The organism is Latilactobacillus graminis DSM 20719 (assembly GCF_001436415.1).
GTDB lineage: Bacteria > Bacillota > Bacilli > Lactobacillales > Lactobacillaceae > Latilactobacillus > Latilactobacillus graminis.
In genome coordinates this window covers 104,333-127,880 of the sequence record NZ_AYZB01000058.1, presented here as the reverse complement: position 1 = coordinate 127,880, position 23,548 = coordinate 104,333, and the positions used below count along the sequence as shown (strand labels likewise).

At 40.7% G+C, this 23,548-nt stretch carries 21 protein-coding genes; 7 read left to right on the top strand and 14 right to left on the bottom strand.

The features are described 5' to 3' along the window. Positions 1 to 226 precede the first annotated feature (226 nt). From nrdG to FC90_RS07645, 6 genes are all read right to left on the bottom strand, one after another. A complete protein-coding gene (nrdG, locus tag FC90_RS07670; RefSeq protein WP_057908655.1) occupies positions 227 to 808 on the bottom strand; it encodes an anaerobic ribonucleoside-triphosphate reductase activating protein in 582 nt (193 codons plus the stop codon). A gap of 34 nt (positions 809 to 842) precedes the next feature. Then, positions 843 to 3,050 carry an anaerobic ribonucleoside-triphosphate reductase gene (gene nrdD / locus FC90_RS07665; protein WP_057908654.1) on the bottom strand — a complete coding sequence of 736 codons (2,208 nt, stop codon included), beginning with the start codon at positions 3,048 to 3,050 and terminating at the stop codon, positions 843 to 845. A 195-nt stretch (positions 3,051 to 3,245) separates the two neighbouring features. Next, positions 3,246 to 5,339 carry a heavy metal translocating P-type ATPase gene (locus FC90_RS07660; RefSeq protein WP_404804633.1) on the bottom strand — a complete coding sequence of 698 codons (2,094 nt, stop codon included), beginning with the start codon at positions 5,337 to 5,339 and terminating at the stop codon, positions 3,246 to 3,248. 213 nt (positions 5,340 to 5,552) lie between these two features. Next, on the bottom strand, positions 5,553 to 7,277 hold the full coding sequence (ptsP, locus tag FC90_RS07655; protein ID WP_057908653.1) for a phosphoenolpyruvate--protein phosphotransferase: 1,725 nt from the start codon (positions 7,275 to 7,277) through the stop codon (positions 5,553 to 5,555). After that, entirely contained in the window at positions 7,277 to 7,543 is a 267-nt protein-coding gene (locus FC90_RS07650; protein WP_004265632.1) for a phosphocarrier protein HPr, read from the bottom strand. The genes ptsP and FC90_RS07650 overlap by 1 nt, the downstream gene beginning before the upstream one ends. 143 nt (positions 7,544 to 7,686) lie before the next feature. Then, positions 7,687 to 7,875: a hypothetical protein gene (locus tag FC90_RS07645; protein ID WP_057908652.1), complete on the bottom strand. Its 189-nt coding sequence runs from the start codon at positions 7,873 to 7,875 to the stop codon at positions 7,687 to 7,689. Between the two features lie 244 nt (positions 7,876 to 8,119). Here FC90_RS07645 and FC90_RS07640 point away from each other — a divergent pair, with 244 nt between their 5' ends. The 3 genes from FC90_RS07640 to FC90_RS07630 all read left to right on the top strand — a co-directional run bounded on the left by FC90_RS07640 (position 8,120) and on the right by FC90_RS07630 (position 11,952). Beyond that, on the top strand, positions 8,120 to 10,321 hold the full coding sequence (locus tag FC90_RS07640; protein ID WP_057908651.1) for an ATP-dependent Clp protease ATP-binding subunit: 2,202 nt from the start codon (positions 8,120 to 8,122) through the stop codon (positions 10,319 to 10,321). A gap of 96 nt (positions 10,322 to 10,417) precedes the next feature. Further along, complete coding sequence (locus FC90_RS07635; protein WP_057908650.1) at positions 10,418 to 10,714, top strand: DUF1827 family protein; 297 nt, start codon at positions 10,418 to 10,420, stop codon at positions 10,712 to 10,714. A 146-nt stretch (positions 10,715 to 10,860) separates the two neighbouring features. Then, positions 10,861 to 11,952 carry a MucBP domain-containing protein gene (locus FC90_RS07630; RefSeq protein WP_057908649.1) on the top strand — a complete coding sequence of 364 codons (1,092 nt, stop codon included), beginning with the start codon at positions 10,861 to 10,863 and terminating at the stop codon, positions 11,950 to 11,952. 139 nt (positions 11,953 to 12,091) lie between these two features. On the opposite strand, the gene FC90_RS07625 is transcribed toward FC90_RS07630, so the two are convergent. From FC90_RS07625 to FC90_RS07615, 3 genes are all read right to left on the bottom strand, one after another. Further along, complete coding sequence (locus tag FC90_RS07625; RefSeq protein ID WP_057908807.1) at positions 12,092 to 13,669, bottom strand: peptide chain release factor 3; 1,578 nt, start codon at positions 13,667 to 13,669, stop codon at positions 12,092 to 12,094. Between the two features lie 98 nt (positions 13,670 to 13,767). Then, positions 13,768 to 15,105 carry a hemolysin family protein gene (locus FC90_RS07620; RefSeq protein WP_057908648.1) on the bottom strand — a complete coding sequence of 446 codons (1,338 nt, stop codon included), beginning with the start codon at positions 15,103 to 15,105 and terminating at the stop codon, positions 13,768 to 13,770. A gap of 105 nt (positions 15,106 to 15,210) precedes the next feature. After that, positions 15,211 to 16,317 (bottom strand): AI-2E family transporter, encoded by a 1,107-nt coding sequence (locus tag FC90_RS07615; protein WP_057908647.1) that lies wholly within the window; start codon positions 16,315 to 16,317, stop codon positions 15,211 to 15,213. Between the two features lie 130 nt (positions 16,318 to 16,447). Between FC90_RS07615 and FC90_RS07610 the strand changes: the two genes are divergently transcribed. Both FC90_RS07610 and FC90_RS07605 read left to right on the top strand, forming a co-directional pair. Then, positions 16,448 to 16,885: a GNAT family N-acetyltransferase gene (locus tag FC90_RS07610; protein ID WP_057908646.1), complete on the top strand. Its 438-nt coding sequence runs from the start codon at positions 16,448 to 16,450 to the stop codon at positions 16,883 to 16,885. A 75-nt stretch (positions 16,886 to 16,960) separates the two neighbouring features. Continuing rightward, the gene (locus FC90_RS07605) at positions 16,961 to 17,434 is read left to right on the top strand and encodes a hypothetical protein (RefSeq protein ID WP_057908645.1); all 474 of its coding nucleotides are present in this window, start codon (positions 16,961 to 16,963) and stop codon (positions 17,432 to 17,434) included. 61 nt (positions 17,435 to 17,495) lie between these two features. Here FC90_RS07605 and ntdP read toward each other — a convergent pair whose 3' ends face one another. The 4 genes from ntdP to FC90_RS07585 form a co-directional block, all read right to left on the bottom strand. Then, positions 17,496 to 18,038 (bottom strand): nucleoside tri-diphosphate phosphatase, encoded by a 543-nt coding sequence (ntdP, locus tag FC90_RS07600; protein ID WP_151886778.1) that lies wholly within the window; start codon positions 18,036 to 18,038, stop codon positions 17,496 to 17,498. A gap of 80 nt (positions 18,039 to 18,118) precedes the next feature. Then, on the bottom strand, positions 18,119 to 19,222 hold the full coding sequence (gene mutY, locus FC90_RS07595) for an A/G-specific adenine glycosylase (protein WP_057908806.1): 1,104 nt from the start codon (positions 19,220 to 19,222) through the stop codon (positions 18,119 to 18,121). Further along, on the bottom strand, positions 19,209 to 20,015 hold the full coding sequence (gene recX / locus FC90_RS07590) for a recombination regulator RecX (RefSeq protein WP_057908643.1): 807 nt from the start codon (positions 20,013 to 20,015) through the stop codon (positions 19,209 to 19,211). The genes mutY and recX overlap by 14 nt, the downstream gene beginning before the upstream one ends. Before the next feature lies 1 nt (position 20,016). Next, entirely contained in the window at positions 20,017 to 20,196 is a 180-nt protein-coding gene (locus tag FC90_RS07585) for a hypothetical protein (protein WP_057908642.1), read from the bottom strand. Between the two features lie 158 nt (positions 20,197 to 20,354). Between FC90_RS07585 and rlmD the strand changes: the two genes are divergently transcribed. Beyond that, complete coding sequence (gene rlmD, locus FC90_RS07580; protein WP_057908641.1) at positions 20,355 to 21,740, top strand: 23S rRNA (uracil(1939)-C(5))-methyltransferase RlmD; 1,386 nt, start codon at positions 20,355 to 20,357, stop codon at positions 21,738 to 21,740. 60 nt (positions 21,741 to 21,800) lie between these two features. Here the strand turns inward: rlmD and FC90_RS07575 are convergent, their stop codons facing one another. Next, positions 21,801 to 22,307, bottom strand: a complete 507-nt coding sequence (locus FC90_RS07575) for a DUF805 domain-containing protein (RefSeq protein ID WP_057908640.1) — start codon at positions 22,305 to 22,307, stop codon at positions 21,801 to 21,803. Positions 22,308 to 22,400: 93 nt separating this feature from the next. On the opposite strand from FC90_RS07575, the gene FC90_RS07570 reads away from it, so the two are divergent. Continuing rightward, positions 22,401 to 22,874, top strand: coding sequence for a nucleoside 2-deoxyribosyltransferase (locus FC90_RS07570; protein ID WP_057908639.1), 474 nt, complete (start codon positions 22,401 to 22,403; stop codon positions 22,872 to 22,874). The last annotated feature ends 674 nt before the right edge of the window (positions 22,875 to 23,548 follow it).

The window sequence follows — 23,548 nt, the reverse complement described above, 5'->3', positions numbered from 1 at the left end:
ATAATATATAAAATTGCTATTACAAGTATTATGATAGTGTTTACAGAAAGCGTTGTCAAACAATAATCTTATTCATTATCAACCCTATTAGCAGGTTTCATGCAAACCAAAAAAGCGTCAACCCATCTTAACTATGGCTTGACGCTCTTTTTTGATCATATTAGGTATATACCAATCACAAGAAATGAAAATTTATTTTTTTATATTTTTATTTTACATTTTATTTTCAGTGGACTAATTTTGCCCATATAACAGGCTTTTGCGTCGCTAACGATTTTGCGACGTCGATAATCCGCTGATTTGCACTCCCACGAAACTGCAGTGTGAGATCCATTTGGGCTTGCATGAAGCGACCATCCACCAAGATATCAATTTTCGCTAATAATTCGCGCTTATCAGCGGATTCTTGCATTAATTCTTCCCATGTGTAACCAGTCCACGCCCAGATATCCTTCGTAGCACCATAAGTAGCTCGAATCCGATTTACCAGCGATAAGCACGTTTTTGTATTTAGAAAAGGTTCCCCACCCAACAGTGTCAATCCCTGCACATAAGACTGACCCAAATCTGCAATAATCTGATCTTCTAGCTCACGAGTATATGGGCGACCATAGCGAAAATTTTGGGCGACACGATTATAACAACCTGGGCAGGCAAACAGACACCCACTCACATACAAACTACAACGGACACCTTCCCCATCAACAAAGTTAAACGGTTTATAATCTGCAATATAACCTTGGCTTAAATTTTCAGAGCGCCATTCTTGGGGAGCCGGATTCTTCGGACCTCGTTGTTTTACTGACATCTTCAAAAACTCCTTCAAGTTTTGTTTTTTACACTTATTGACGTGCTACAGTATTATTATCATTTCCAATGGTAATATGCATGTGTTTAACCCGGCTAGCAATTTCTTTGTGTCGCCCATGGACCATTGGCCGTTGTTGTGGATTTCCTAAATAACCACAGGTCCGTTTAACCACGTCACATGTTGTCGGATCCGCATTGCCACATTGGGGACATTGAAAACCACGTTCTGTTGGCTTAAAATCACCTTTGAAACCGCATTTAAAACATTGATCAATCGGGGTATTTGTCCCTAAGTAACCGACTCGATCATAAGCATAATCCCAGACGGCTTCTAGGGCCTTAGGATTTTGCCGTAGATTAGGGTATTCACAATAATGAATAAAACCCCCCGCACAATATTTAGGATAATCTTTTTCAAAGTCTAATTTCTCAAATGGCGTCGGCGCCTTCCGAACATCGTAATGAAAACTATTCGTATAATATTCTTTATCCGTAATATTTTCAACAATCCCAAACTTCTCGGTATCTTTTTGACAGAATGTATTCGTTAAACTTTCTGCTGGCGTACTGTAAACTGAGAAATGATATCCATATTCTTTTTCCCAACCCAGGCAGTGCTTATAGAGGTTCTTAACCACGTCTATTGTGAATTCTTTCGCCGTAGTGTCATTTTCCCATTCCGGACCAAAGAACGCTGTACCGACCTCATATAGGCCAATATAACCTAATGACACCGTTGCTCGTGAATTTTTAAAAACTTCATCAACACGATCCGTCTTCTTTAAGCGTTTCCCAAAAGCCCCATATCTGTATAAGATCGGTGCATTTTCTGGTTTAGCTTCCTTAGCCCGTTCAACTTTAAAGACAAGTGCTTCCTTGCAGACTACGAGACGTTGCTCAAGAATTTTCCAAAACTTAGCTTGGTCGCCAGCAGCTTCAAGGGCAATTCGCGGTAGGTTAATTGTCACCACGCCCAAGTTCATCCGACCACTGTTAACTTCTTGGCCCTGTTCGTTTTTCCATCCCTGTAAAAAACTACGACAGCCCATCGGTGCTTTGAATGAACCCGTTAATTCAACTAGTTTATCGTACATTAATACATCTGGATACATTCGTTTGGTAGCACATTCAACCGCTAACTGTTTGATATCATAGTTAGGGTCACTGGGATTTAAGTTCAATCCGCGTTTAACTGTAAAAACCAGTTTTGGAAAGATTGCAGTCCGTTTTTCCTTGCCAAGCCCTTCAATGCGAATTGCAAGGATTGCTTTTTGAATTGCCCGTTCAATCCAACTACTCCCTAAACCAAAACCCAGCGTTGTGAATGGCGTCTGTCCTTGTGAAGAATACAAAGTATTGATTTCATATTCTAACGCTTGCATAGCGTCATAAATATCTTTTTCAGTCTTAGCTTGTGCATAGTCTTTTTGTTTAGCATCACCGTCAATCCAATTATGGGCATCTGCTAAATGTTTTGCGTAATTTTTTTCAGCAAATGATGCTAGTAATTCATCCACTCGATCAGCTGAACACCCCCCATATTGACTAGATGCAACATTCGCAATAATTTGGGACATTTGGGCCGTAGCTGTCTGAATTGAATGCGGGGCTTCAACTTCAGCATTACCAATTTTAAAGCCATGATTCAACATTTCTTTAAAATCAATTAAACAACAATTAGTCATTGGACTGTATGGTTGATAATCCAAATCATGCCAATGAATCTCACCTTTCAAGTGGGCATTGGCCACTTTATCAGGTAGCATTTTCAAACCCATGGCTTTAGCAACGGTGCCTGCTGTTAAATCCCGTTGTGTATTAAAAACATGACTATCTTTATTGGCGTTTTCATTAACCACATTTTGGTCTTTTTTCAATAATTTCTGAATCGTAAAATTAATATCAGTTGCTTTATTGCGGGCAAAATCCCGTTGTGTCCGATAATTAATGTACGCTTGTGCAATATCGTACTGATGATGTTCCAATAACTTATGTTCCACAATATTCTGCAATTCATAAATCTTGATATCTTTATCAAAACGACTACCAACTTCACTCACAACATCATCGGCAATCGCGTTTAACATTTGATAATCTAATGGTTCTAATTCGTTCTTTACATTTTTTGCGGCTTTAATAACTGCCTGTTCAATTTTATCCGCAGAAAAAGGTAAGATCCGCCCATCTCTTTTAATCACTTTAATTTGTAAATCTGCTTCTGCAGCTATTCTTATATCCATCTCAGCACTAGTCTCCTTTTGAATCAGTAAACCCATCATAGCGGATTAAAAAGTTAGATTCAACCTATATATAGTAGATAATCCAAAATAAAAGACGTACCACAACTATATGTTGTATACGTCTAATTGTACGCGATATTTTCTTTCGCCCGTCCTTACCGGGCTTACTCCAAAGATAGGAAAAAAAGATTGACATTATTCATTACGTTTTAATTTTAAAGTCATTGCGTTAATAGCCACAACAATTGTGGAAAGCGACATTAAAACGGCACCGACTGCAGGGCCCAAGACGATTCCAAGACCAGCAAATAATCCGCCCGCCAAAGGAATTGCTATAATATTATAGCCGGCACCCCACCAAAGATTCTGTGTCATCTTACGGTTGGTTGAGCGCGAAAGGTTCAAAAAGTTCATAATATCATTGGGATTACTTTTAACGAGAATTACGTCCGCCGCATCAATCGCAACATCTGTTCCAGCCCCAATTGCGACCCCAATATCAGCTCGGGTTAAACTGGGTGCATCATTGACCCCATCACCAACCATTAAGACCACTTCACCGTTTGCTTGGTAATCTTTGATGATTGCCGCTTTATCTTCCGGTTTTAAATTAGCCTGAACCTCCATGCCGCCTAACTGTGCCGCAACTTTTTGGGCTACTTGTTGATTATCACCGGTCAGCATGACTGGTTGAATGTTACGTTTTTTCAATGCTTGGATAAAAAGTGGCGCTTCCGGCTTAAGCTGATCACCCTGGGCCACTAAGCCTAATACCGTTTGATCTTGTAATAGATAACTGATGGAATTGCCCTTTTCAGCCAATGTCTGGAACATTTTCCGATCAAAATCAAGGTGATGGGCTTGCAAATAAGCAGCTGTGACCACTTGATAGTTTCGCCCATCAATCGTTCCAACTAGACCAACCCCTTGCATCGTTTGCACGTTTTCTGCTTGTAATTCAGGAAGCGCTTGTTCACGATTATCCGCTAAAATCCCCGTTGCTAATGGATGACTTGAATGACGTTCAAGTGCCCCAAATATTTGCATTAACCGTCGCTTATCAAGGGTTGTCGCATTCACTTGAACCGCATTCACTTTGAATACACCTTGAGTCAATGTTCCTGTCTTGTCCATTAAGACCATGGTTACTTTATCAGCCATTTCAATCGCCTGTCGATTCTGGATTAACAAACCATTCGTTGCTGCAATTGCTGTACTTCTAGCCACGACTAATGGAATGGCTAACCCAAGTGCATGAGGACAGGCAATAATGAAAACCGTTACCATTCGCTCAAAAGCCGTGTTTAAATCGGCTAGGAAAAACCAACTAATAAAAGCCATGATGCCGACTATTAAAGCGGCATAAAATAAATACTTAGCAACTCGATCAGCTAAGGTTTCTACTTTTGATTTTTCTTGTTGCGCCTGCTGAATAAGCTTCATTACTTGGGCAAGATAACCGTTTTCGCCTGTCCCAGTGACTTTAACAGTCAGCGTCCCGTTACCGTTAATTGTTCCACCGATCACTTGATCGCCTTCTATTTTAGCTACCGCTTTGGACTCACCAGTGACAAGTGACTCATTGACTTGGCTCTGTCCAGTTAGAATTAAACCATCAGCAGGTACTTTTTCGCCAGCCACTACAATCACTGTTTGTCCGGTCTGTAAAGCTTTTAAATCAACAGCATGCTGCCGTCCATCTGCATCAACCACTTGTGCTTGGCTTGGTAATAGTGCCGCCATTTTTTCCAAGGCACTGCCAGCACTCATCACCGCGTTCATTTCGATCCAGTGCCCCAACAACATAATGACGATTAACGTTGCAAGTTCCCAAAAGAAATCCATTACGTGTCCTTGGGGATTCAGGAAATGGTTGGCCACAAAAGCATACAAACTGTAAAGATAAGAAACACTTATCCCCATAGCAATTAAAGTCATCATGGCTGGATTTTTAGCGGTTAATTCGCCTTGCGCGCCCTTTAAAAAAGGTGCCCCACCATAAAAGAACAAGAACGTTGCTAATATTAAAACGACCCAATCTGAACCTATAAAAGTCATCTGAAATGGTAAGTGCAGTCCCATAAACGGCGACAAAGCTAAAATTGGGACCGTGGCAATTAATGAAATCCAGAATTTTTGTTTCAAATTTCCCATATGCATCATGTGACCACCATGTATCATCATATCGCCGTCACTGGAGGCGTGATGCATATGAGCCATATCATGATCTAGCATTTGATGCTTGTGATGCATTTCGTTTATTTCGTAGTGTCTTTCATCATGTTTCATTCTGTTTCCCCCTTTAAATAATCATCATTAACAGGTCAATGAGAATCATCACTTTTGCAAAAATTACTTATTCACATTTGTTTACAATTGTAAACTTACAATCTCAGTTTATATTTGTACTTACGGTCTGTCAATTTTAACACTCTTTTTTTAATTTACCTTTACAATTCAAGGCAAAAAAAAACCGCCACACAGGCGGTTTTTCAATACTAATTAAAGATTTTGCATAAAATCTTCAACTAGGTGTTGGTTTTCTTCGTTACTTGTATTCACGTTAACAGCAGTATCAACCAAATCAGATAATTGTGTTGTATCTAAACGTTTCATCAAGCTCCGCACTCGAAGCACAGAAGTTGCACTCATCGAAAATTCATCTAAGCCCATTCCAACAAGGAGTGGCACCATAATTGAATCACCAGCAGCTTCCCCACACATACCAGTCCACTTACCTTCTCTATGAGAAGCGTCAATGACGTTCTTAATTAAACGTAAGATTGCTGGATTATATGGTTGATAAAGATATGATACTCGTTCGTTCATCCGATCAGCAGCCATTGTATATTGAATCAAGTCATTAGTCCCAATACTAAAGAAATCAACTTCCTTAGCAAATTGATCTGCCAAGACAGCACTAGCTGGAATTTCAACCATCATGCCGACCTGTAAATCATCAGAAACAGTTTGACCATCAGCAATTAATTTAGCTTTTTCTTCTTCAAGAATGCCTTTTGCTTGCCGGAATTCTGCGACAGTTGCGATCATTGGGAACATGATGCGTAACTTACCATAGTTTGAAGCACGTAGTAAAGCCCGCAATTGTGTTCTAAAAATATCATCCCGGTCTAGACTAATCCGAATTGCTCGGTAACCTAAGAAGGGGTTCATTTCTTCTGGTAATGGTAAATAAGGTAATTTCTTATCCCCACCAATATCCATAGTCCGCACAACAACTGGTTTACCAGCCATACCTTCTAAAACAGTCTTATAAGCTTCAAACTGATCATCTTCACTAGGAAGTTCAGATGAATCCATATATAAGAATTCTGTCCGATATAAGCCGATTGCTTCAGAACCATTATCAATCACACCATTTAAATCTTTAGGTGTTCCGATATTCGCCGCAACTGTAAATGTTTTTCCGTCTTTTGTAACGGAATTTTCATTCTTTAGTTTTTCCCATTCAGCTTTTTGGTCAGCAAAAGCTTGTGCTTTCCTATCGTATTCAGCAATTTCTACATCTGTAGGGGCAATAATAACATCTCCGTTAATTCCATCGACGATTAATGATTCGCCAGCTTTAACAGAAGTAGTAATCTTTTCAGTTCCAACAATTGCTGGAATTTCTAAAGAACGCGCCATAATAGCTGAATGAGACGTCCGACCACCAATATCAGTCACAAAAGCCTTCACGAATTTACCATTCAATTGGGCTGTGTCACTAGGTGTTAAGTCATGTGCAATCACAATTACTTCTTCATCAATTAATGCTGGATTAGGCAGTGTTACCCCTAATAAATGACTGAGAACTCGCTTAGTAACATCCTTGATGTCAGCAGCACGTTCTTGCATGTATGCGTTATCAGTCATTGCCTCAAAAGTGGCCACGAACAAATCCGCGACCTCCTTGAGCGCTTGCTCAGCATTAACCTTGTCATCATTGATTTTACCTTCGATAGCGCCGGTAAATTCTGGGTCTGCTAAAATCATCATGTGAGCATCAAAAACTTGTGCTTCTTCTTCCCCTAATGATTCAGCAGCAATCTTCCGGATGGTTTCTAAATCACTCGTGGAAGCTTGTAAGGCATTATGCAAACGATTAATCTCTTTTTCTGAATCTGAAATAGTTGATTTCGAAAATGACAAATCGGGTTGCACTAACATATAGGCTTTCGCCGTAGCGATACCATCACTGGCAGCAATCCCTCTTAGTTTTGTCATTATTCAGATAAACCTTCCTTTTTCATTGTTTCTTCAATTGCGTTAATTGCGTCTGCTTCGTCAGCGCCTTCAGCTGAGATAGTCACATCAGCACCTTGGCCAACACCGAGTGACATAACACCCATGATTGACTTCAAGTTTACAGATTTACCTTTATATTCTAAGTTAACATCTGAATTAAATTTGCTTGCTGTTTGTACTAATAATGTAGCTGGACGTGCGTGGATACCTGTGTCTGCTACTACGTGAAAATCGCGTTTTTCCATATTAATCGATCCCCTTTTATCTAATGATAGATTTAGTTTTTAACGAAATGAGTAGTCACTAATAGTGGCTACCCTTCCGATATTTAAGATTACCATTTTTTTTTAAATACTACAACAGTTTCGCTAACAAAATTAGTGGCCGTCTACACTGTACCGCTTTCAGACTTGCGGTAAATTACCGCTCCATTTCGCTGTGCTTCACCCACAATTTCTTTCCGGTGTTCATAATTGACCCATACTTTCTGAAAATCCAAGAACTCAGATTGCGATACTTCGATAGCTTTTTTTTCGTTGTTTATCAAGGCATCCATCTCTGCTAAAAAATCTCGCATTCGTTTTTTTCTCCTCAATATTTATTTTTTAGTTGGTTTTAATAATCCGTTTTCATTTAGTATTTACATTAAACCAATGGACCTATCCTACCGCATTATCGCCAGCCCTGACAAGAAATTTTTATTTCCGAGTTGCAATACTTGCAACTTTTTTTAGAGATGATTATAATTTATTTAAAGGTCAAAGATAGTCAAAAAGGCTTTGACGTTTCTTAATTACTAATTGAAAGGTTGTGACAGATTAATGCTTTGTCAAAACTGCCAGAAAAATCCTGCAACGATTCACCTTTACACGAGCACCAATGGTCAACGGCAAGAAATTGATCTTTGCCAAAATTGTTATCAGCTCTTGAAACAACAAAATAGTACTGGCCAAACGCCTCAAGGCCAATATGTCGACCCGTTCGGTTTTGGAAGTTTAGATAATTTCTTCCGGTCCATGGGCGCAAGTGCTGATGACCAAGCACAAGCTAACCAAGGACCTCAAACACAAAGTGGTGGCCAAGGTGGCGGCAATAATGGTCATCATGGTGAAAGTCTCCTTAGTCAATATGGTGTTAACCTAACAAATTTGGCTAAAGCTGGCCACATCGATCCCGTCATTGGTCGTGATGCTGAAATCGACCGCGTAATCGAAATTTTAAATCGACGGACAAAGAATAATCCTGTATTAATCGGAGAAGCCGGCGTTGGTAAGACCGCGGTTGTTGAAGGCTTAGCACAAAAAATTGCCGACGATAACGTTCCGGCTAAACTAAAAGACAAGCAAGTGATTCGTTTAGACGTCGTTTCACTCGTTCAGGGAACCGGAATTCGCGGTCAATTTGAACAACGCATGCAGCAATTAATGAATGAACTTAAACAAAATAAAAAATACATTCTTTTCATTGATGAAATTCATGAAATCGTCGGCGCCGGAAATGCTGAAGGCGGCATGGATGCTGGTAATGTCTTAAAACCGGCCCTTGCCCGTGGTGAATTACAATTAGTCGGTGCTACTACTAATAATGAATTCCGCCAAATTGAAAAAGATGCAGCACTTGCACGCCGCCTCCAACCGGTTTCTGTTAATGAACCTTCTGTTGATGAAACGATCCAAATTCTAAGAGGTCTCCAAGATAAATATGAGGCCTATCATCAAGTTCACTATACAGACGAAGCGATTAAAGCGGCTGCTACACTTTCGAACCGTTACATTCAAGATCGCTATTTACCTGATAAAGCCATCGATTTACTTGATGAAACAGGATCAAAGAAGAACTTAACCATTGATGTTGTCGATCCAAAGGCAATTGAAAAGAAATTGCAGAATGCTGAAGCTGAAAAACAAAGTGCCTTAAAAGGCGAAGATTACGAAAAAGCAGCTTATTATCGCGATCAAGTCACAAAATTGACAAAGATTCGAGATACCAGTGCTGTTGATCAATCTGAAATGCCAACCGTAACCGATAAGGACATGGAACAAATTGTTGAAGAAAAAACCCACATTCCCGTTGGTGAGTTAAAGGCCCAAGAACAAGCACAGCTAAAGAATCTCGCTGAGAATCTCGAAGCACACGTAATTGGCCAAGATCCGGCGGTTGATAAGGTTGCCCGTTCAATTCGGCGTAATCGAATTGGTTTCAATAAATCAGGTCGACCAATTGGCTCATTTCTCTTTGTTGGCCCGACTGGTGTTGGTAAAACAGAATTAGCCAAACAAATTGCCAAAGAACTTTTTGGCAGTACGGATGCAATGATTCGTTTTGACATGAGTGAATATATGGAAAAATTCAGTGTGTCAAAACTAATTGGTTCGCCTCCTGGCTATGTCGGCTATGAAGAAGCAGGCCAATTGACTGAACAAGTTCGCCGTAATCCATATAGCTTAATTCTATTGGATGAAATTGAAAAAGCCCATCCAGACGTCATGCATATGTTCTTACAAATTTTAGATGACGGTCGTTTAACCGATTCGCAGGGGCGGACCGTCAGTTTCAAAGACACTATCATTATCATGACTTCTAATGCGGGACAAACCGATGCAGAAGCTAATGTTGGTTTTGGGGCAACCGTTTCTGGTCAAACACATTCCATTTTAAATCAACTACAAAATTACTTTAAACCCGAATTTTTAAACCGGTTTGATGATATCATCGAATTCCAACCACTAAGTAAAGATAGTCTAATGAAGATTGTCAGCTTGATGCTAGATCAAACGAACGCGATGATTGCTGATCAAAACCTACACATTCATGTAACTGAACCAGTTAAAGCTCGTTTAGTTGATCTTGGCTATAATCCTGAAATGGGAGCACGACCTTTACGCCGTGTTATTCAAGAACAAATTGAAGATCGCGTTGCTGATTACTACCTCGATCACCCAGAACATCAGCAGCTTACAGCACAGCTTGTTGAAGATCAAATTCAAATTAAGCATGCTAAAGATGATCAAACAACCGATTAAAATATAAATTGGCACGTTGTAAGCCGTATCACGTGCTAAGTGAAGCGTTTTCAGATATACTAATAATAAGACTTAGAAACTTAGGGAGTGATTCAGATGCGCTTAATCAATGTAACCAATTCATATAATCGACTTGTTTCACAACAATTAGCCACGACAGCCGCAACCTATGTTAAAGTTTATTCACTTGGTAAGACAACGGTTCTTGACTCACATTCGGCGAAGGATCGTGAACTACTTTTAAAAAATGATCATCGTCACGTTCAGCAAGCTGAAATTGATTTTGTTTTAAAGGAACTCGCTGGACTAGATTCAACAGATGGCCTCGAAGTTTTAAACGACGGTCCATTAGTTGAGATTACCCTTCCTACTCCTTCAACGACAGCGAGCTAAATCATTTAACTTGGACCGCCCTAAATAAATAATATTTAGGGCGGTTTTTACGTCTTAACAGCGATTGGTGTGGTTAATTATCAACCACACTTTTCAAAATTTATGCTAAACTAATAGTAATAAGTAACGCGCTACAAGGAGTCCGTATGAATCTGATTAACTTGCTTCAATCGTTATTGAAATGGCGCCCCAAAAAAATAGCTTCTCAGTCGAGCAGTCATGTGCACAAACCCGTCGCTGAGCAAGAGCCAATCCATCAAGCGCCTCAATCATCACAGAATCAGCCAGTCGCTCCTGCCAGTCAGGATGAAACAACCCCATTGGTCATTATGCCCACCCAATCGCGCTTCAGCACCGTCACCATCCACTACATCGATCATCATCGGGTACCTTTGCGCCCCACGATGACCTTGACCGGTGAGGTGGGCACCGTGCTCGATTTGCCATGGTTAAAATTTGCCGGTTATTACTTGGCAGCCATTACCAATTTAAAACAACATTTTCCTGAAGAAAACACGACGATTTGGCTTTTTTATAAACCACAACTCGCAGCGCCAGTCATGGTTTTACATCAGAACTTAGAAGGTGGTTTGTTGATTAAGCCCCAATTTTTATCAGGTGCTTTAAACGAACGCTATCAGGCCAATCCACTAGAAGGTGGTGCTAACTTTGTACACCACATCTCAGCTAATCAGACTGGCCGGTTTACAACCAAGACACAGTTTGTGCATTTTAAATATGATCCACTGAATTTAAAACATAGCGATGCACCTAAACAGCGCTTCATCGAACTCCTTGAGTCAACGAATACGTATCAGCAACCAAGTGAAGAAGCACTAACTGCATCACGTTTACCAAAACACGCGGTTTGGAAAATTTATAGCCGTGCAATCACCCCATCTGGTAAACAATGGTTCAATCTTGGTAGTTTCTGGATTAGCCCCACACGTTATCAACTACATGCCACTAATCCTAAAGGCAGTGATGAAACATACCAAGTACCAAAGTTCACCTATCGTTACGCAGTTGTCAAAACGACATCTTTAAATCTCAGTGCAAGTTTAAACAATAGCACGGTAACGTTTTGGCAAGCACCATATGACCACCCAACAACCTATCAGGTAATGCCTAAAACACGGGTAGTTATTAAACAAGTTGTCATACTCGATAATCAAAGTCGTTGGTGTCAACTTAAAACAGGCCAGTGGTTAATGGAAGGCCTCTTAACCCTCAACTAAACATAACCCAATAAAAAAAGCCACCGATTCAGACAACCGTTAATCGTCTGAATCGGTGGTTTTTTTTATGCATATCGTTGATATAAACAAGGCTTGAACAAAATTACTTTTGTCAAAATCCCTCTTTAATGAGTTATTATTATAATTTTGCAGTTAATTCAACGTCTGGATACTTATCTTGGAACCAGCGTTCAGCAAATTTATTTTCAAACAGGAATAATGGTTCGTCATGGATATCTTTAACCAATAAATTCCGCGACGATGACATCCGTTCGTCCAATTGTTCTGGATTAATCCACCGAGCGATTCTCGAACCGATTGGATCCATCAACACTTCAGAATTATATTCGTGTTGCATCCGATATTGGAACACTTCAAATTGCAATTGACCAACGGCCCCTAAAATGTAATCACCAGTTGTGTAAGTCTTATACAACTGGATAGCCCCTTCTTGCACCAACTGTTGAATCCCTTTATGGAAGGACTTTTGTTTCATCACGTTTTTCGCCGTGACGCGCATGAATAACTCCGGCGTAAATTGCGGGAGCTTTTCAAAGGAAACAGCCTCCTTACCCGTATAGATCGTATCCCCAATTTGGAAATTCCCAGTATCATATAAACCAACAATATCGCCAGCAACAGCACTTGTCACCTGTTCCCGGGTATCAGCCATGAATTCGGTTGAGTTGTTCAACCGCATCTTTTTGCCTGTGCGCGTAAGCGTGACATCAATTCCCCGTTGGAATTCACCCGAACAAATTCGTACGAACGCAATTCGATCACGATGGGCTGGATTCATGTTGGCTTGAATCTTGAAGATGAACCCTGAGAAATCAGGTGATGTGGGTTCAACCAACGTTTCTGCCTGTGTTTTGTGTGCTTCTGGTGCAGGTGCTAAGTTAACAAATGACTCTAAGAACGTCTTGACCCCAAAGTTGGTCAAAGCAGATCCAAAAAAGATCGGCGTCTGTTCCCCAGTCGCAATCTTATCAGCATCATAGGCATTCCCCGCCTCACCAATCAATTCGATATCATCAAGGGCTTGCGTGTAAACAGAATCTTCTTTCAATGGATTATCACCGGCAATCCGACCTTCTTCATCAAGGGCTAAATAAGGGTTAGCTTTATCTTCAGGTCGATAAAGTTCAATCCGATGTTTAGCAATATCATACAGCCCACGAAGGTCTTTCCCCATCCCGATTGGCCAATTCATGGCACAGCCTTCGATATCCAATAATTCTTCCAATTCAGCAATTAAATCAAGTGGTTCGCGACCATCCCGATCTAACTTATTCATGAATGTAAAAATCGGAATACCACGCATTTTGCAGACTTTGAATAATTTCTTAGTCTGTGGTTCAATCCCTTTCGCAGAATCGATTACCATGACTGCCGCATCGACTGCCATCAAAGTCCGGTACGTATCTTCTGAGAAATCTTCATGCCCAGGTGTATCCAAAATATTAATCCGTTTGTCATCATAATCAAATTGCATCACAGAACTGGTAACGGAAATCCCACGTTGCTTTTCAATTTCCATCCAATCAGACTTGGCAAATTGGCCACTCTTTTTCCCTTTAACCGTTCCAGCTTGACGAATCACGCCCCCGAAAAGTAAGAGTTGCTCGGTAATCGTTGTTTTACCAGCATCCGGATGCGAAATAATTGCAAAAGTCCGACGGCGATTGACCGCCGTTTTTAATTCAGTAGGTGTCATTATAAAATCCTTTCCGTAATTCCAATATAATGCGCTTGGGACAAAGAATTGCGCAACCATTGCGTCACCCTTTGTCCCATTGATGGTGCTCATTTAATTTAGTCGCCTTCTTCTGGTGCATCGGTTTGTGGCCCTGGTAACGTCAATTGTAAATCAGTCAACCGTGAACCAGATACCGAACCGGTCGTCAAGGTAAGGCCACCTGGTAAGTCAATTGTTTCTGGGTGCCCGCTAATCGGAATCGCCCCGATTTCAGTAATCATGTACCCAGCAATAGTATCAACGTCGGTAGCTTGAATATTCGTCTGAAAAGCACTATTAAAATCATTAATCGGCATACTTCCCATAATCGTATAGTGCTGTTCATCAATTTTTTGGTATAGTGTTTCAGCTTTATCAGATTCATCGTCAATTTCGCCGACAATTTCTTCTAATAAATCCTCGATAGTTGCTAAGCCGACCACGCCACCGTATTCATCCAAAAGAATGGCCATCTGTTGTTGTGTTCGTTTCATTTCATATAATAAATCGTCAATTGTGATCGTTTCAGGCACAAAAAGGGGTTCTTGCATCACCGTTTCAATTTGCATCGCAGCAAATCCTTTTTGGCGTGCCTCTTTCAAGAGATTTTTGATATGCACCACCCCGACCACTTGATCCTTATCATCCCGATACACCGGAATTCTGGAAAAGGGTTGGTCTAAGATGGCATCAATATTTTGATCATTATCAGTACAAATATCAATCATAAAAGCATCCGTTCGCGGTACCATAACTTCACGAGCCATCTTTTTATTCAGCGAAATAATGCCTTCTAACATTTCGTATTCATCGGTTTCCAAAACACCGGCACTCTTACCCGATTCAATCATGTGAACCATTTCTTCACGGGTAAGCTTGGGTTCTGTGTTTGAAAAATCAATCGGCGTCAACTTCATTAATAGTGACGTCGACATCGATAGTAACCAAACAAACGGCCGCAATAAAATCCCGACAAAACGCACGGGTTTGACCGTCATTTTAGCAATTGCTTCTGCCCGATGCAGTGCCACTTGCTTTGGATATAATTCCCCAAAAACGAGGGATACATAGGATAAGACAATCGTCACAATTAATACGGCCGCTTCTTTGGTCCAAGCCGCATTTCCTAAAAGGGGTGCTAATCTACCCGCAATGGTTGTGGCAGCACTCGCTGAAGATAAGAAGCCCGCAAACGTAATCGCAACTTGAATGGTTGCTAAAAATTGATTGGAATGCCCTAAAACTTGGACTAACACCTGGGCCTTCTTGTCACCTTTGTCCGCTTGCTCCTCCATCTTCACACGACTTAGTGAAACGAGTGCAATCTCTGCCGCAGCAAAAAAAGCATTCACTAAGGTTAAAATTAAAATTAACAGTAACTGTCCCCACACCGAACTTCCAGGGTCAGGATTCATCGTCACATCCACTACCTTTCATTATTTAAATAATTACATTTAACCGATAAAGGTCTACTTTGCAGTATAGCATAGTCAAAAATGGAAATTCAACCTGCATCTCCCCTAAAGTTTAGTCGTTTCATTAGCTTTCGTACGTAACGCTTGAATATTATATAAATAAGTTACCACTGTCTTCATTACTGCATAAAAGGGAATGGCTAAAATCATCCCTAATATGCCGTAAATATTGCCGGCAACTAATAAGATGATAATAATTGTCAAAGGGTGGATATCCAATGAGCGCCCAATCACATTTGGATAGATTAGGTTACCATCAATTTGTTGCACGATAATGACAACAACAACGACCATGATTGTTTTAGGAACTGAAATGGATAAACTAATGATTAGTGCGGGGGCAATCCCGATGTACGGTCCCAAATAAGGAATTACATTGGATACACCAGCAATAAACCCCAATAGATAGGCATATGGCATCCCGATAATCAAATAACCAATAAAGGTACAGAGCCCGACAAATAAACATTCCAGTGCTTGGCCACCAATATAAGCTGAAATTGTCGCGCCCATTTTGCGCAGCAGATCAGCAACTTGGTCATTATAACGATCCGGTAACAATTTTTGGATATTGGGGATTAACCGATGTCCATCTTTTAACATATAAAACAACATGATTGGAATTGTGAAAACACTAACTGTGACACTCGTAATGGCGCCAATCATACTTCCAAAGCCAGCTGTAAAGCTCTTCATGACTTTCTCAGCAATCTTTGATGGTTTTAAATTTAGCTGATTGACATATTTATTAAAATCAATATTTTTAAAATGTGGATTATTTGATAAATCATCCGTTACTTTTTGCAAGCGATGCGCAAAATCAGGTAAATTCGTTACCAATTGCGTAATTTGCTTAATTAAATTAGGAATCACTAAGGCAATGATGAAAATCAATCCGCCGAAAAAGACGATGAAAATTATCGTAATTGCCCAGTTTCGAGAGACCTTAATTTTCCCTAATAAATTAATTAATGGATTAAAAAGGTAAAATAAGAGCCCCGCACCAATGATGGGGCCAAACAACGTTGAGATAAAAGTCCCAATTGGATCGAATAAGAAGCTGATTTTGGTGCAGACAAAGATTAACACGGCCAAGATTAAAAGCTCAATTGACCAAAATAATAGTTTTGATTGGCGTAAACGATCAAACATGCAGTATCCCTCCAGTGTGCCTGTGTCACACAAAACGCATTTTATGCTATCATAGTGTAACGATTATTTTTATTGTACCAAATTTTATAATGATCCACATTGATTATTCTTTTTGAAGAGGTGTCCTTTAGTGCAAGTTAAACAAACTCAGGATTTAAAGAGTGTTATTTACCAAGCTAGTTTAGCGATTCGCAAAGCCGTTTTTGTCGTTGAACAACACGTTCCTGCTGAACTTGAAGTCGACGAATTCGAAGATCAAGCTATTTATTTTGTCGGTTACGTTGACGACCAAGCTGTTGTCACCTTACGGCTTATCGAAGCGGGCTCAGACTACCATGTGCAACGTGTGGCTGTTAGCCGCCCGGCACGTCGGCATGGTTATGGACATCAACTGATGCGTGCAGCTGAAGCTTTTGCCCGCCAGTCAGGTAAAAAGGCCCTTACGCTAAACGCTCAATTAAGTGCAGTTGCTTTTTACAACCAACTCGGCTTTCAGGCAACTGATAAGCCACCATTTCTAGATGCCGGCATTAACCATCAAGAAATGGTTAAAAAATTAACCGCCTAATTGTCATTTCACCACTAGATGACTTATAATGAAGCTAATTAATTACTTGTTTTTTGATATAGAAAGGACGTTCCCATGTCTAAGCAAAAGATACTTCTTGTGCATCTCTTTTTTTTCGTTATCCCTTATTTACTTGTTATCACTGTGGCAGCAACTGCTTACGATAGTCTTGTTATCCACAGTGCCACTTGGGATCGAACTTTATTTAGTGCATTAATTTGCAGTACTTTAATGTTATTTATCAAGGTCCCGCTCGAGCGGCCGTTAACCATCATGGCACACCTAACCCCTCATCGTGCTCTAAAAGCACTGACAAATTTCTTTCTGGTAGAACGCTCGCTAGGCATTAAGATTGCTAACTTCATTTTTGATGGAATCTTGTTTTGCCTGGCAACTTACCTATTGCGCCGCAGCTTACCGTTAAATATGATTGCCGGACGACTACTAGGCTGGTGTGTGTTGGCATTATTATTATCGATCAGTATCGGTGCAAGTGTCGGTTTTAAGGTCTTAACCATTCAACAAGATACTTCAGTCGAAAACGATTAAATCACATAAAAAAGTCTCGGTCAATTGACTGAGACTTTTTTATGTGAGACTAAATAGTATTCTAACGACGGTGCGCCAATTCTTGATACCGGTTATACCAAATATCAATATATTCCTTCGAAAAGGGCCCTTTACCATTGTTGATCCAATCAACCAAAACCTTAACATTGGCCTTCAAAATCCGATCAGTTTCGGCGGAATAATGCCATTGCGCGCTATGTGCTTCATATTCATCAACATCTAGAAGTCGTTTTTCGCCATTGGGAAAAACCTTCACATCCAAATCATAATCAATATATTTAAGCGCTTCTTGATCCATGACATGGGGCGATGCCAAATTACAATAATAGGAAACGCCGCCTTCACGAATCATGGCTACCACATTAAACCAATACTTCTTATGGAAATAAATAAGTGCCGGCTCCCGCGTAACCCACTTTCTGCCGTCTGACTCTGTAACTAAGGTATGATCGTTACAACCAATGACTGCGTTCTCGCTGGTTTTTAAAACCATCGTATCGCGCCAAGTGCGGTGTAAACTCCCATCGTGTTTATAACTTTGAATCGCTATATAGTCGCCTTCTTTGGGAATATTCATCGACATACCCAGCTTTCCAAGGTTATTATTCATAATCACCTATCATTATAGCAAAGTCTCGTAAATTTGCCTAAAACTTTCTACCACTAATCGGTTGCTAAACGCGCCATTATCTTCTTTTGTACCGTTGGTAATGCCACATCGACCAATTGTGCTTCGGTGTACCATTGGCCCGGAAAAAAAGCGAGCTCGGCATCTGCTGCAAGTTGCGCTTGTAAAATCGTAATCGTCCATTTAAGATGCGTAAAAACGTGGACCACGGGTTTTAAACCTGATTCGTGTAGTTGCTGCAATTTTAGTCCATAAGCCTCTTGAAAATGCGCTTCAATGCGGGCAAGTTGTTCTTCTGGCGTCAATAGTTCATCATCGTCTGCCTGAAGTGTTTCAGCAGCAACTAATGGATAAGTGGACAAGTTCGCCAATAAACCAGTGCTCGGCCGTTTTTGAAATAGGACGCCATTTTGTGAACGAATCACAACTGCAAACATGGCAACCGGTTTTTGTTTTGCTTTCTTTGTCTTGACCGGATAATCCAACAAGGTGCCATCCTGATAACTCCGGAAAAACGGTGCTAACGCCGTATCGCCAATCGTTGGATTCTTTGCCGTACAGATTTGTGAACCAAAATCCATGACAGCTTGATTAAAATCTCCAGGTCGATCTTCGGGGATCAGTGGTAAAATCGCATCGTAAAAAATTTTACGGTTCTTCGGGTCGGTGATATCAGCATCGATTTTCAGTAAGCGACTGAACACCCGAAAAGCATTCCCATCGATTGCCGGGACCACTTCACCAAAACAAATACTAGCGATAGCGCCTGCTGTGTACGGTCCAATCCCGGCTAGTTTTTCTAATTCAGCCGCAGTTGTTGGCCAGTGACCATCATAATCATCAACTATTTGTCGCGCTGCTTTTTGTAAATTGCGGGCACGAGAATAATAGCCAAGTCCCTCCCATGTTTTCATTAATAAGTCTTCTGGGGCTGCCGCTAAATCGGCAACCGTTGGAAACGTCGCTAAGAACCGTTCATAGTACGGAATCACCGTTTGAACCTGCGTTTGTTGCAGCATGATTTCAGATAACCAAACACGATAAGGTTCTTGATTCTGGCGCCAAGGTAAATCCCGGCGGTTTTCATCATACCAAGTCATAAAAGCGGTTTGAAATGCACTCCGCTCACTCGGTGTCATCTGATAGTTCTTGTTCGTCGATGAAATGGTTGATTGCATCAAGATTAAATCCTTTCCGATACAACGCTTGTTGCATCTTCATCCGGCGTTCACGTGATTCGAGTAATCGATACCGACGCCATTTCTTAGCACCGAGTTCCGCAAGCGCATCAGCTTCACTATCTTCGTCGGCTTCAAGGGCCAACCCTTCCATAATTAAACTGAGGCTGTCGCCACCAAACCCTTTTTGCATTAAGCCCTGTTTGACTTTTTGTTGCTGTTCAAAAAATGAACTATGACGGTATTTCTGCGCTAACTTCTTTGCCGCCGCTAAACCAACCGCGACTTGATCATCGACTGAATAATGACTGAGTGCTTGATCGATATGAGTAGCACTAACCCCTTTTTGGATTAATTTCTGGCGGACCACCTTTGGTCCTTTATCCGCGGTATTAATCACAGTGCGAACGTAGCTATCGGCATAATTCTGATCGTCAATATAATGTAACTCGCGTAATTTTGCCAAGCTAATCTGGATCCCTTCGGGGGTAATCTCGTGGTCGCGTAAATATTGTGTTAGTTCCTTTTCCGTCCGCAATTGATGGCTTAGATAATTCAGTGCCAATTGATAGGCTTTAGCATAATCATCGTCTTTTTGAATGGCGCGTTGCAGTTGGCTATCAATTTCCAACCCCTTCGCTAAGCGGTATTTAATCAAGACACTTTCGGTCACCCCAAAAGCGAATTGCTCATCGATAAAAATATTATAGCGTCCAGATCTTTTTTGCGCCGTAATTTTAGTAATCTTTGACATCTTACTCTCCCTTGTTACGTGTTGCCTTGATGTTGAGGTAAACTTTAAATCCGATGACCACCACGGCGAGTATTAACGTTCCGATAATTAACGGTAAGCTCTTGTTTTGGAAGGCATATACACCTATTCCAAGAACCATCAGCATTACAATTAAAAATTGGTTTTTTTCCCAAAAATTCATGTGGTTTCGCTCCTTACTTTAACTTCCTGTAGCATAGCATAGATGGTGAAGCCAAACAAAAATCACTGCTTAATTTACTTGATTAAACCTATTTTATAGCGCTAAATCTGTTATACTTATGCAAAGTAATTATCACTAAATTAATAGGAGCGGATTAAATGCCAGCACAAACAAACCAAGTCGAAGTCGGTCAACGTTTTCCATTGACGATTAAACGAATCGGCATCAATGGTGAAGGAATTGGCTATTATAAACGTAAAATTGTTTTTATTCCCGGCGCACTCCCTGAAGAAGTTGTCGTCGCAGAAGTCACCAAGGTTGCCCCACGTTTCATCGCAGCAAAAGTCCACAAATTACGGCAAGCATCGCCACAGCGGGTTACCCCTAAGGATGCAACTTATGGCCAAGTCGGTGGGATTGAGCTTGAACATTTAAGTTACCCCGGCCAACTCGCTTTCAAAAAGGACGTTGTCATCCAAGCGCTCGAGAAATTCAAACCACAAGGCTATGCCAAATACAATATTACCGATACAGTCGGCATGGAAAATCCTTGGCACTATCGCAACAAAGCCCAATTCCAAGTGCGCGAAATCGATGGTCATTTGGCAGCTGGCTTATACGCGCCAAGCAGCCATACTTTAATTGATTTACCCGCATTCGCCACCCAAACCGATTTAACAATGAAAATCATCCGCACAGTCTTAACATTGGTCGAATCACTTGGAATTCCCGTCTTTGATGAAACTAAGAATGCTGGGATTTTGAAAACGTTGGTCGTTCGCGAATCCTTTGCGACCGGTGAGGCGCAACTGACCTTTATTACAAACTCCCCTAAGCTTCCCCAAAAACATGCGTTGATAACCGCAATCCAGGCTGAACTTCCCGAAGTGGTTTCAATCATGCAAAATGTCAACAAAGGGAAAAACGTCCTTGTTTGGGGCGATCAAACGCTACATTTGGCTGGTCAAGAAACAATTATGGAAACCTTAAACGGGGTCCATTTCGAACTGACCGCCCGCGCCTTTTTCCAATTGAATCCGATTCAAACAGCTAAGCTATATAATTTAGTCCGCGACGCACTTGCTTTGACCCCTGAAGACCGCCTTGTTGATGCTTATTGTGGGGTGGGGACAATTGGCTTGAGTCTTGCTAACCAAGTCGCTGAGGTTCGCGGTATGGATACGATTGCCGACTCAATCGAAGCCGCTAAGCACAACGCAGCCATCAACAACATTCAAAACGTTGAATATGAAGTGGGCGCTGCCGAAGACCTTTTACCCAAATGGTTGGATAACGGTTTCGTCCCAACAGCGTTAGTCGTTGACCCGCCACGCACTGGCTTAGATCAAAAATTAATCGATGCGATTTTAGACAGTCGACCTTTGAAGTTTGTCTACGTCTCATGTAACCCATCAACACTTACACGAGATTTAAAAGCGCTCGTGCATACTTACCAAGTGGAGAAAATCCAACCACTGGATATGTTCCCACAAACCGCACGGGTTGAAGCCGTCGTCACCTTAACTTTAAAACGCGATATCTAACAAAAAATTTCCAGCAACCGTAATTAATTGCTGGAAATTTTTTAATTTAGACCGCTATCTTCATGCTGCCCGTTGTCTTAGAAAGAATTTAACCAGTGGATTGTCACTTTTAGTGGTGACGGCATTTGTTTTTAATAACGTCATACTAAACAATGTTAGGCCAATTATCGCTGAAATCAAGGTCCAAGCATGGGCTTGTGTTCCAGTTGTAAAGCGTGATGCAAAGCCATTCAATAGCCACAATACCACCGCACCACGACCATTAAGCCCAGCGTCACGGCACCGACGTACACTAAGTGCTAACGTCGGAATAAAGGTGCCTAGTGCCAATAAACCTACCATAATAATATATAAAACTAATGCACCACTCATTTGGATCTTGAGTTTAGCAACTTGTGCAAATAATAAACAAAAAAATGGTAAGAACCAAACAATGACTAAAATCGGCATCATCCACCAATATCCAGCCCGCGTCGTTTGGCCCATAAAATCAAAATAACCTTTAAAATAATCGCGCCAAGCTGTTTTACATGTCACTTTACCGGCTTTTTCATGAATCACACGCATTATGAATCCCCTTTCGGAAACTTGATAATTCAATTGTACCGCATTTCACCGCTAATTTGGTACAATAAAGACAATCAACTTGGAGGAATACCTATGAAAATTTATTTTGCAAACGCCTTATTCTCGACAGCTGACTTTGACTATAATATCAAAGTGGTCACTCAATTACGTCAAGCCATCCCGGGCATCTCTATTTATCTGCCACAAGAAAATGCAGCGATTAACGATAAAAATGCTTACGCTAACTCAGAAATGATTGCTCAAGCTGACACTGAACAATTAATCGCCAGTGATCTCGTGATTGCCGTATTAGACGGCCCCACAATTGATGTTGGTGTTGCTAGTGAAATTGGCGTGGCTTTTGGCCATCAAATTCCAATCATTGGATTGTACACAGATAGCCGACAACAAGGGGCTACCAATTCTAAGAAGTTAGCCGCCCTACAAACAATCGCCGAAAATCAATTTCATTATTTGAATCTCTACACTACCGGCTTGATTAAACAAAACGGAGCGATCGTCAATACTGTAGCAGCTTTAGTTTCAAAAATCCAAGAAATAGCATAAGCCTCATTAAGCATTAAGCCCTTCATCGATCATAACTGATGAAGGGCTTTTTATGTAGGTAATTAAAAAAGGATTCAAGCTTGAATTACGCTTGAATCCCCTAGGTTGAGGTTGGTAGCTTGGTTGGTACGAGCTGATTCTGTTTTAAATTCTGGATAATGTTACACCTCATACTTCTATTCAATTGTTTTTAATCGTTGGTCTAGCCCACTGCTAATCGTTTCACTCGATCTAGTTTGGTCGTCTATCTTTGACCCGTATGTGCAGTTTCAGCGACGCCGATTAAATTCACATTTACTACTTGAGCGATATTCTTTAACAGACATCAGCCTCCGATATATTTGGATCTAATACTACGAAGAGCTTACATTTATGCTTCCATTGGAACCACACCTTGCAATTTCTTTTTCGTAATTTGAATCTTAATGAGTCGTTAATTTGATCTCTGGTGTTTGTTTTTTAAAGTGGTAAAGCTAATTGGTACTAACTTGGTTTCGCTACCCAAGCTACCTTTCCTCACCATTAATATAACACCTTTTTTTTCTGGATACAATAAAGATGCTCATTAATTTTTAACGACTTCAAAACCGCTTTAAAGCTGCTGTTTCTATAAATTCTAACAAAAAAACTGTAGTTAACGCCACGTTAACTGCAGTTTATGAATTAAGGATTAT

What these genes read in the sequence shown, in the direction of transcription:
- mutY (WP_057908806.1), bottom strand. Translation starts at nt 19,222, where the DNA reads ATGACACCGAGTGAGCGGAGTGCATTTCAAACCGCTTTTATGACTTGG.
- FC90_RS07630 (WP_057908649.1), top strand. Translation starts at nt 10,861, where the DNA reads ATGAATCTGATTAACTTGCTTCAATCGTTATTGAAATGGCGCCCCAAA.
- FC90_RS07645 (WP_057908652.1), bottom strand. Translation starts at nt 7,875, where the DNA reads ATGCGAGATTTTTTAGCAGAGATGGATGCCTTGATAAACAACGAAAAA.
- FC90_RS07570 (WP_057908639.1), top strand. Translation starts at nt 22,401, where the DNA reads ATGAAAATTTATTTTGCAAACGCCTTATTCTCGACAGCTGACTTTGAC.
- FC90_RS07640 (WP_057908651.1), top strand. Translation starts at nt 8,120, where the DNA reads ATGCTTTGTCAAAACTGCCAGAAAAATCCTGCAACGATTCACCTTTAC.
- recX (WP_057908643.1), bottom strand. Translation starts at nt 20,015, where the DNA reads ATGTCAAAGATTACTAAAATTACGGCGCAAAAAAGATCTGGACGCTAT.
- rlmD (WP_057908641.1), top strand. Translation starts at nt 20,355, where the DNA reads ATGCCAGCACAAACAAACCAAGTCGAAGTCGGTCAACGTTTTCCATTG.
- FC90_RS07585 (WP_057908642.1), bottom strand. Translation starts at nt 20,196, where the DNA reads ATGAATTTTTGGGAAAAAAACCAATTTTTAATTGTAATGCTGATGGTT.
- nrdG (WP_057908655.1), bottom strand. Translation starts at nt 808, where the DNA reads ATGTCAGTAAAACAACGAGGTCCGAAGAATCCGGCTCCCCAAGAATGG.
- FC90_RS07660 (WP_404804633.1), bottom strand. Translation starts at nt 5,339, where the DNA reads ATGAAACATGATGAAAGACACTACGAAATAAACGAAATGCATCACAAG.
- FC90_RS07650 (WP_004265632.1), bottom strand. Translation starts at nt 7,543, where the DNA reads ATGGAAAAACGCGATTTTCACGTAGTAGCAGACACAGGTATCCACGCA.
- FC90_RS07625 (WP_057908807.1), bottom strand. Translation starts at nt 13,669, where the DNA reads ATGACACCTACTGAATTAAAAACGGCGGTCAATCGCCGTCGGACTTTT.
- FC90_RS07605 (WP_057908645.1), top strand. Translation starts at nt 16,961, where the DNA reads ATGTCTAAGCAAAAGATACTTCTTGTGCATCTCTTTTTTTTCGTTATC.
- FC90_RS07615 (WP_057908647.1), bottom strand. Translation starts at nt 16,317, where the DNA reads ATGTTTGATCGTTTACGCCAATCAAAACTATTATTTTGGTCAATTGAG.
- ptsP (WP_057908653.1), bottom strand. Translation starts at nt 7,277, where the DNA reads ATGACAAAACTAAGAGGGATTGCTGCCAGTGATGGTATCGCTACGGCG.
- ntdP (WP_151886778.1), bottom strand. Translation starts at nt 18,038, where the DNA reads ATGTCGATGAATATTCCCAAAGAAGGCGACTATATAGCGATTCAAAGT.
- FC90_RS07635 (WP_057908650.1), top strand. Translation starts at nt 10,418, where the DNA reads ATGCGCTTAATCAATGTAACCAATTCATATAATCGACTTGTTTCACAA.
- FC90_RS07620 (WP_057908648.1), bottom strand. Translation starts at nt 15,105, where the DNA reads ATGAATCCTGACCCTGGAAGTTCGGTGTGGGGACAGTTACTGTTAATT.
- FC90_RS07575 (WP_057908640.1), bottom strand. Translation starts at nt 22,307, where the DNA reads ATGCGTGTGATTCATGAAAAAGCCGGTAAAGTGACATGTAAAACAGCT.
- nrdD (WP_057908654.1), bottom strand. Translation starts at nt 3,050, where the DNA reads ATGGATATAAGAATAGCTGCAGAAGCAGATTTACAAATTAAAGTGATT.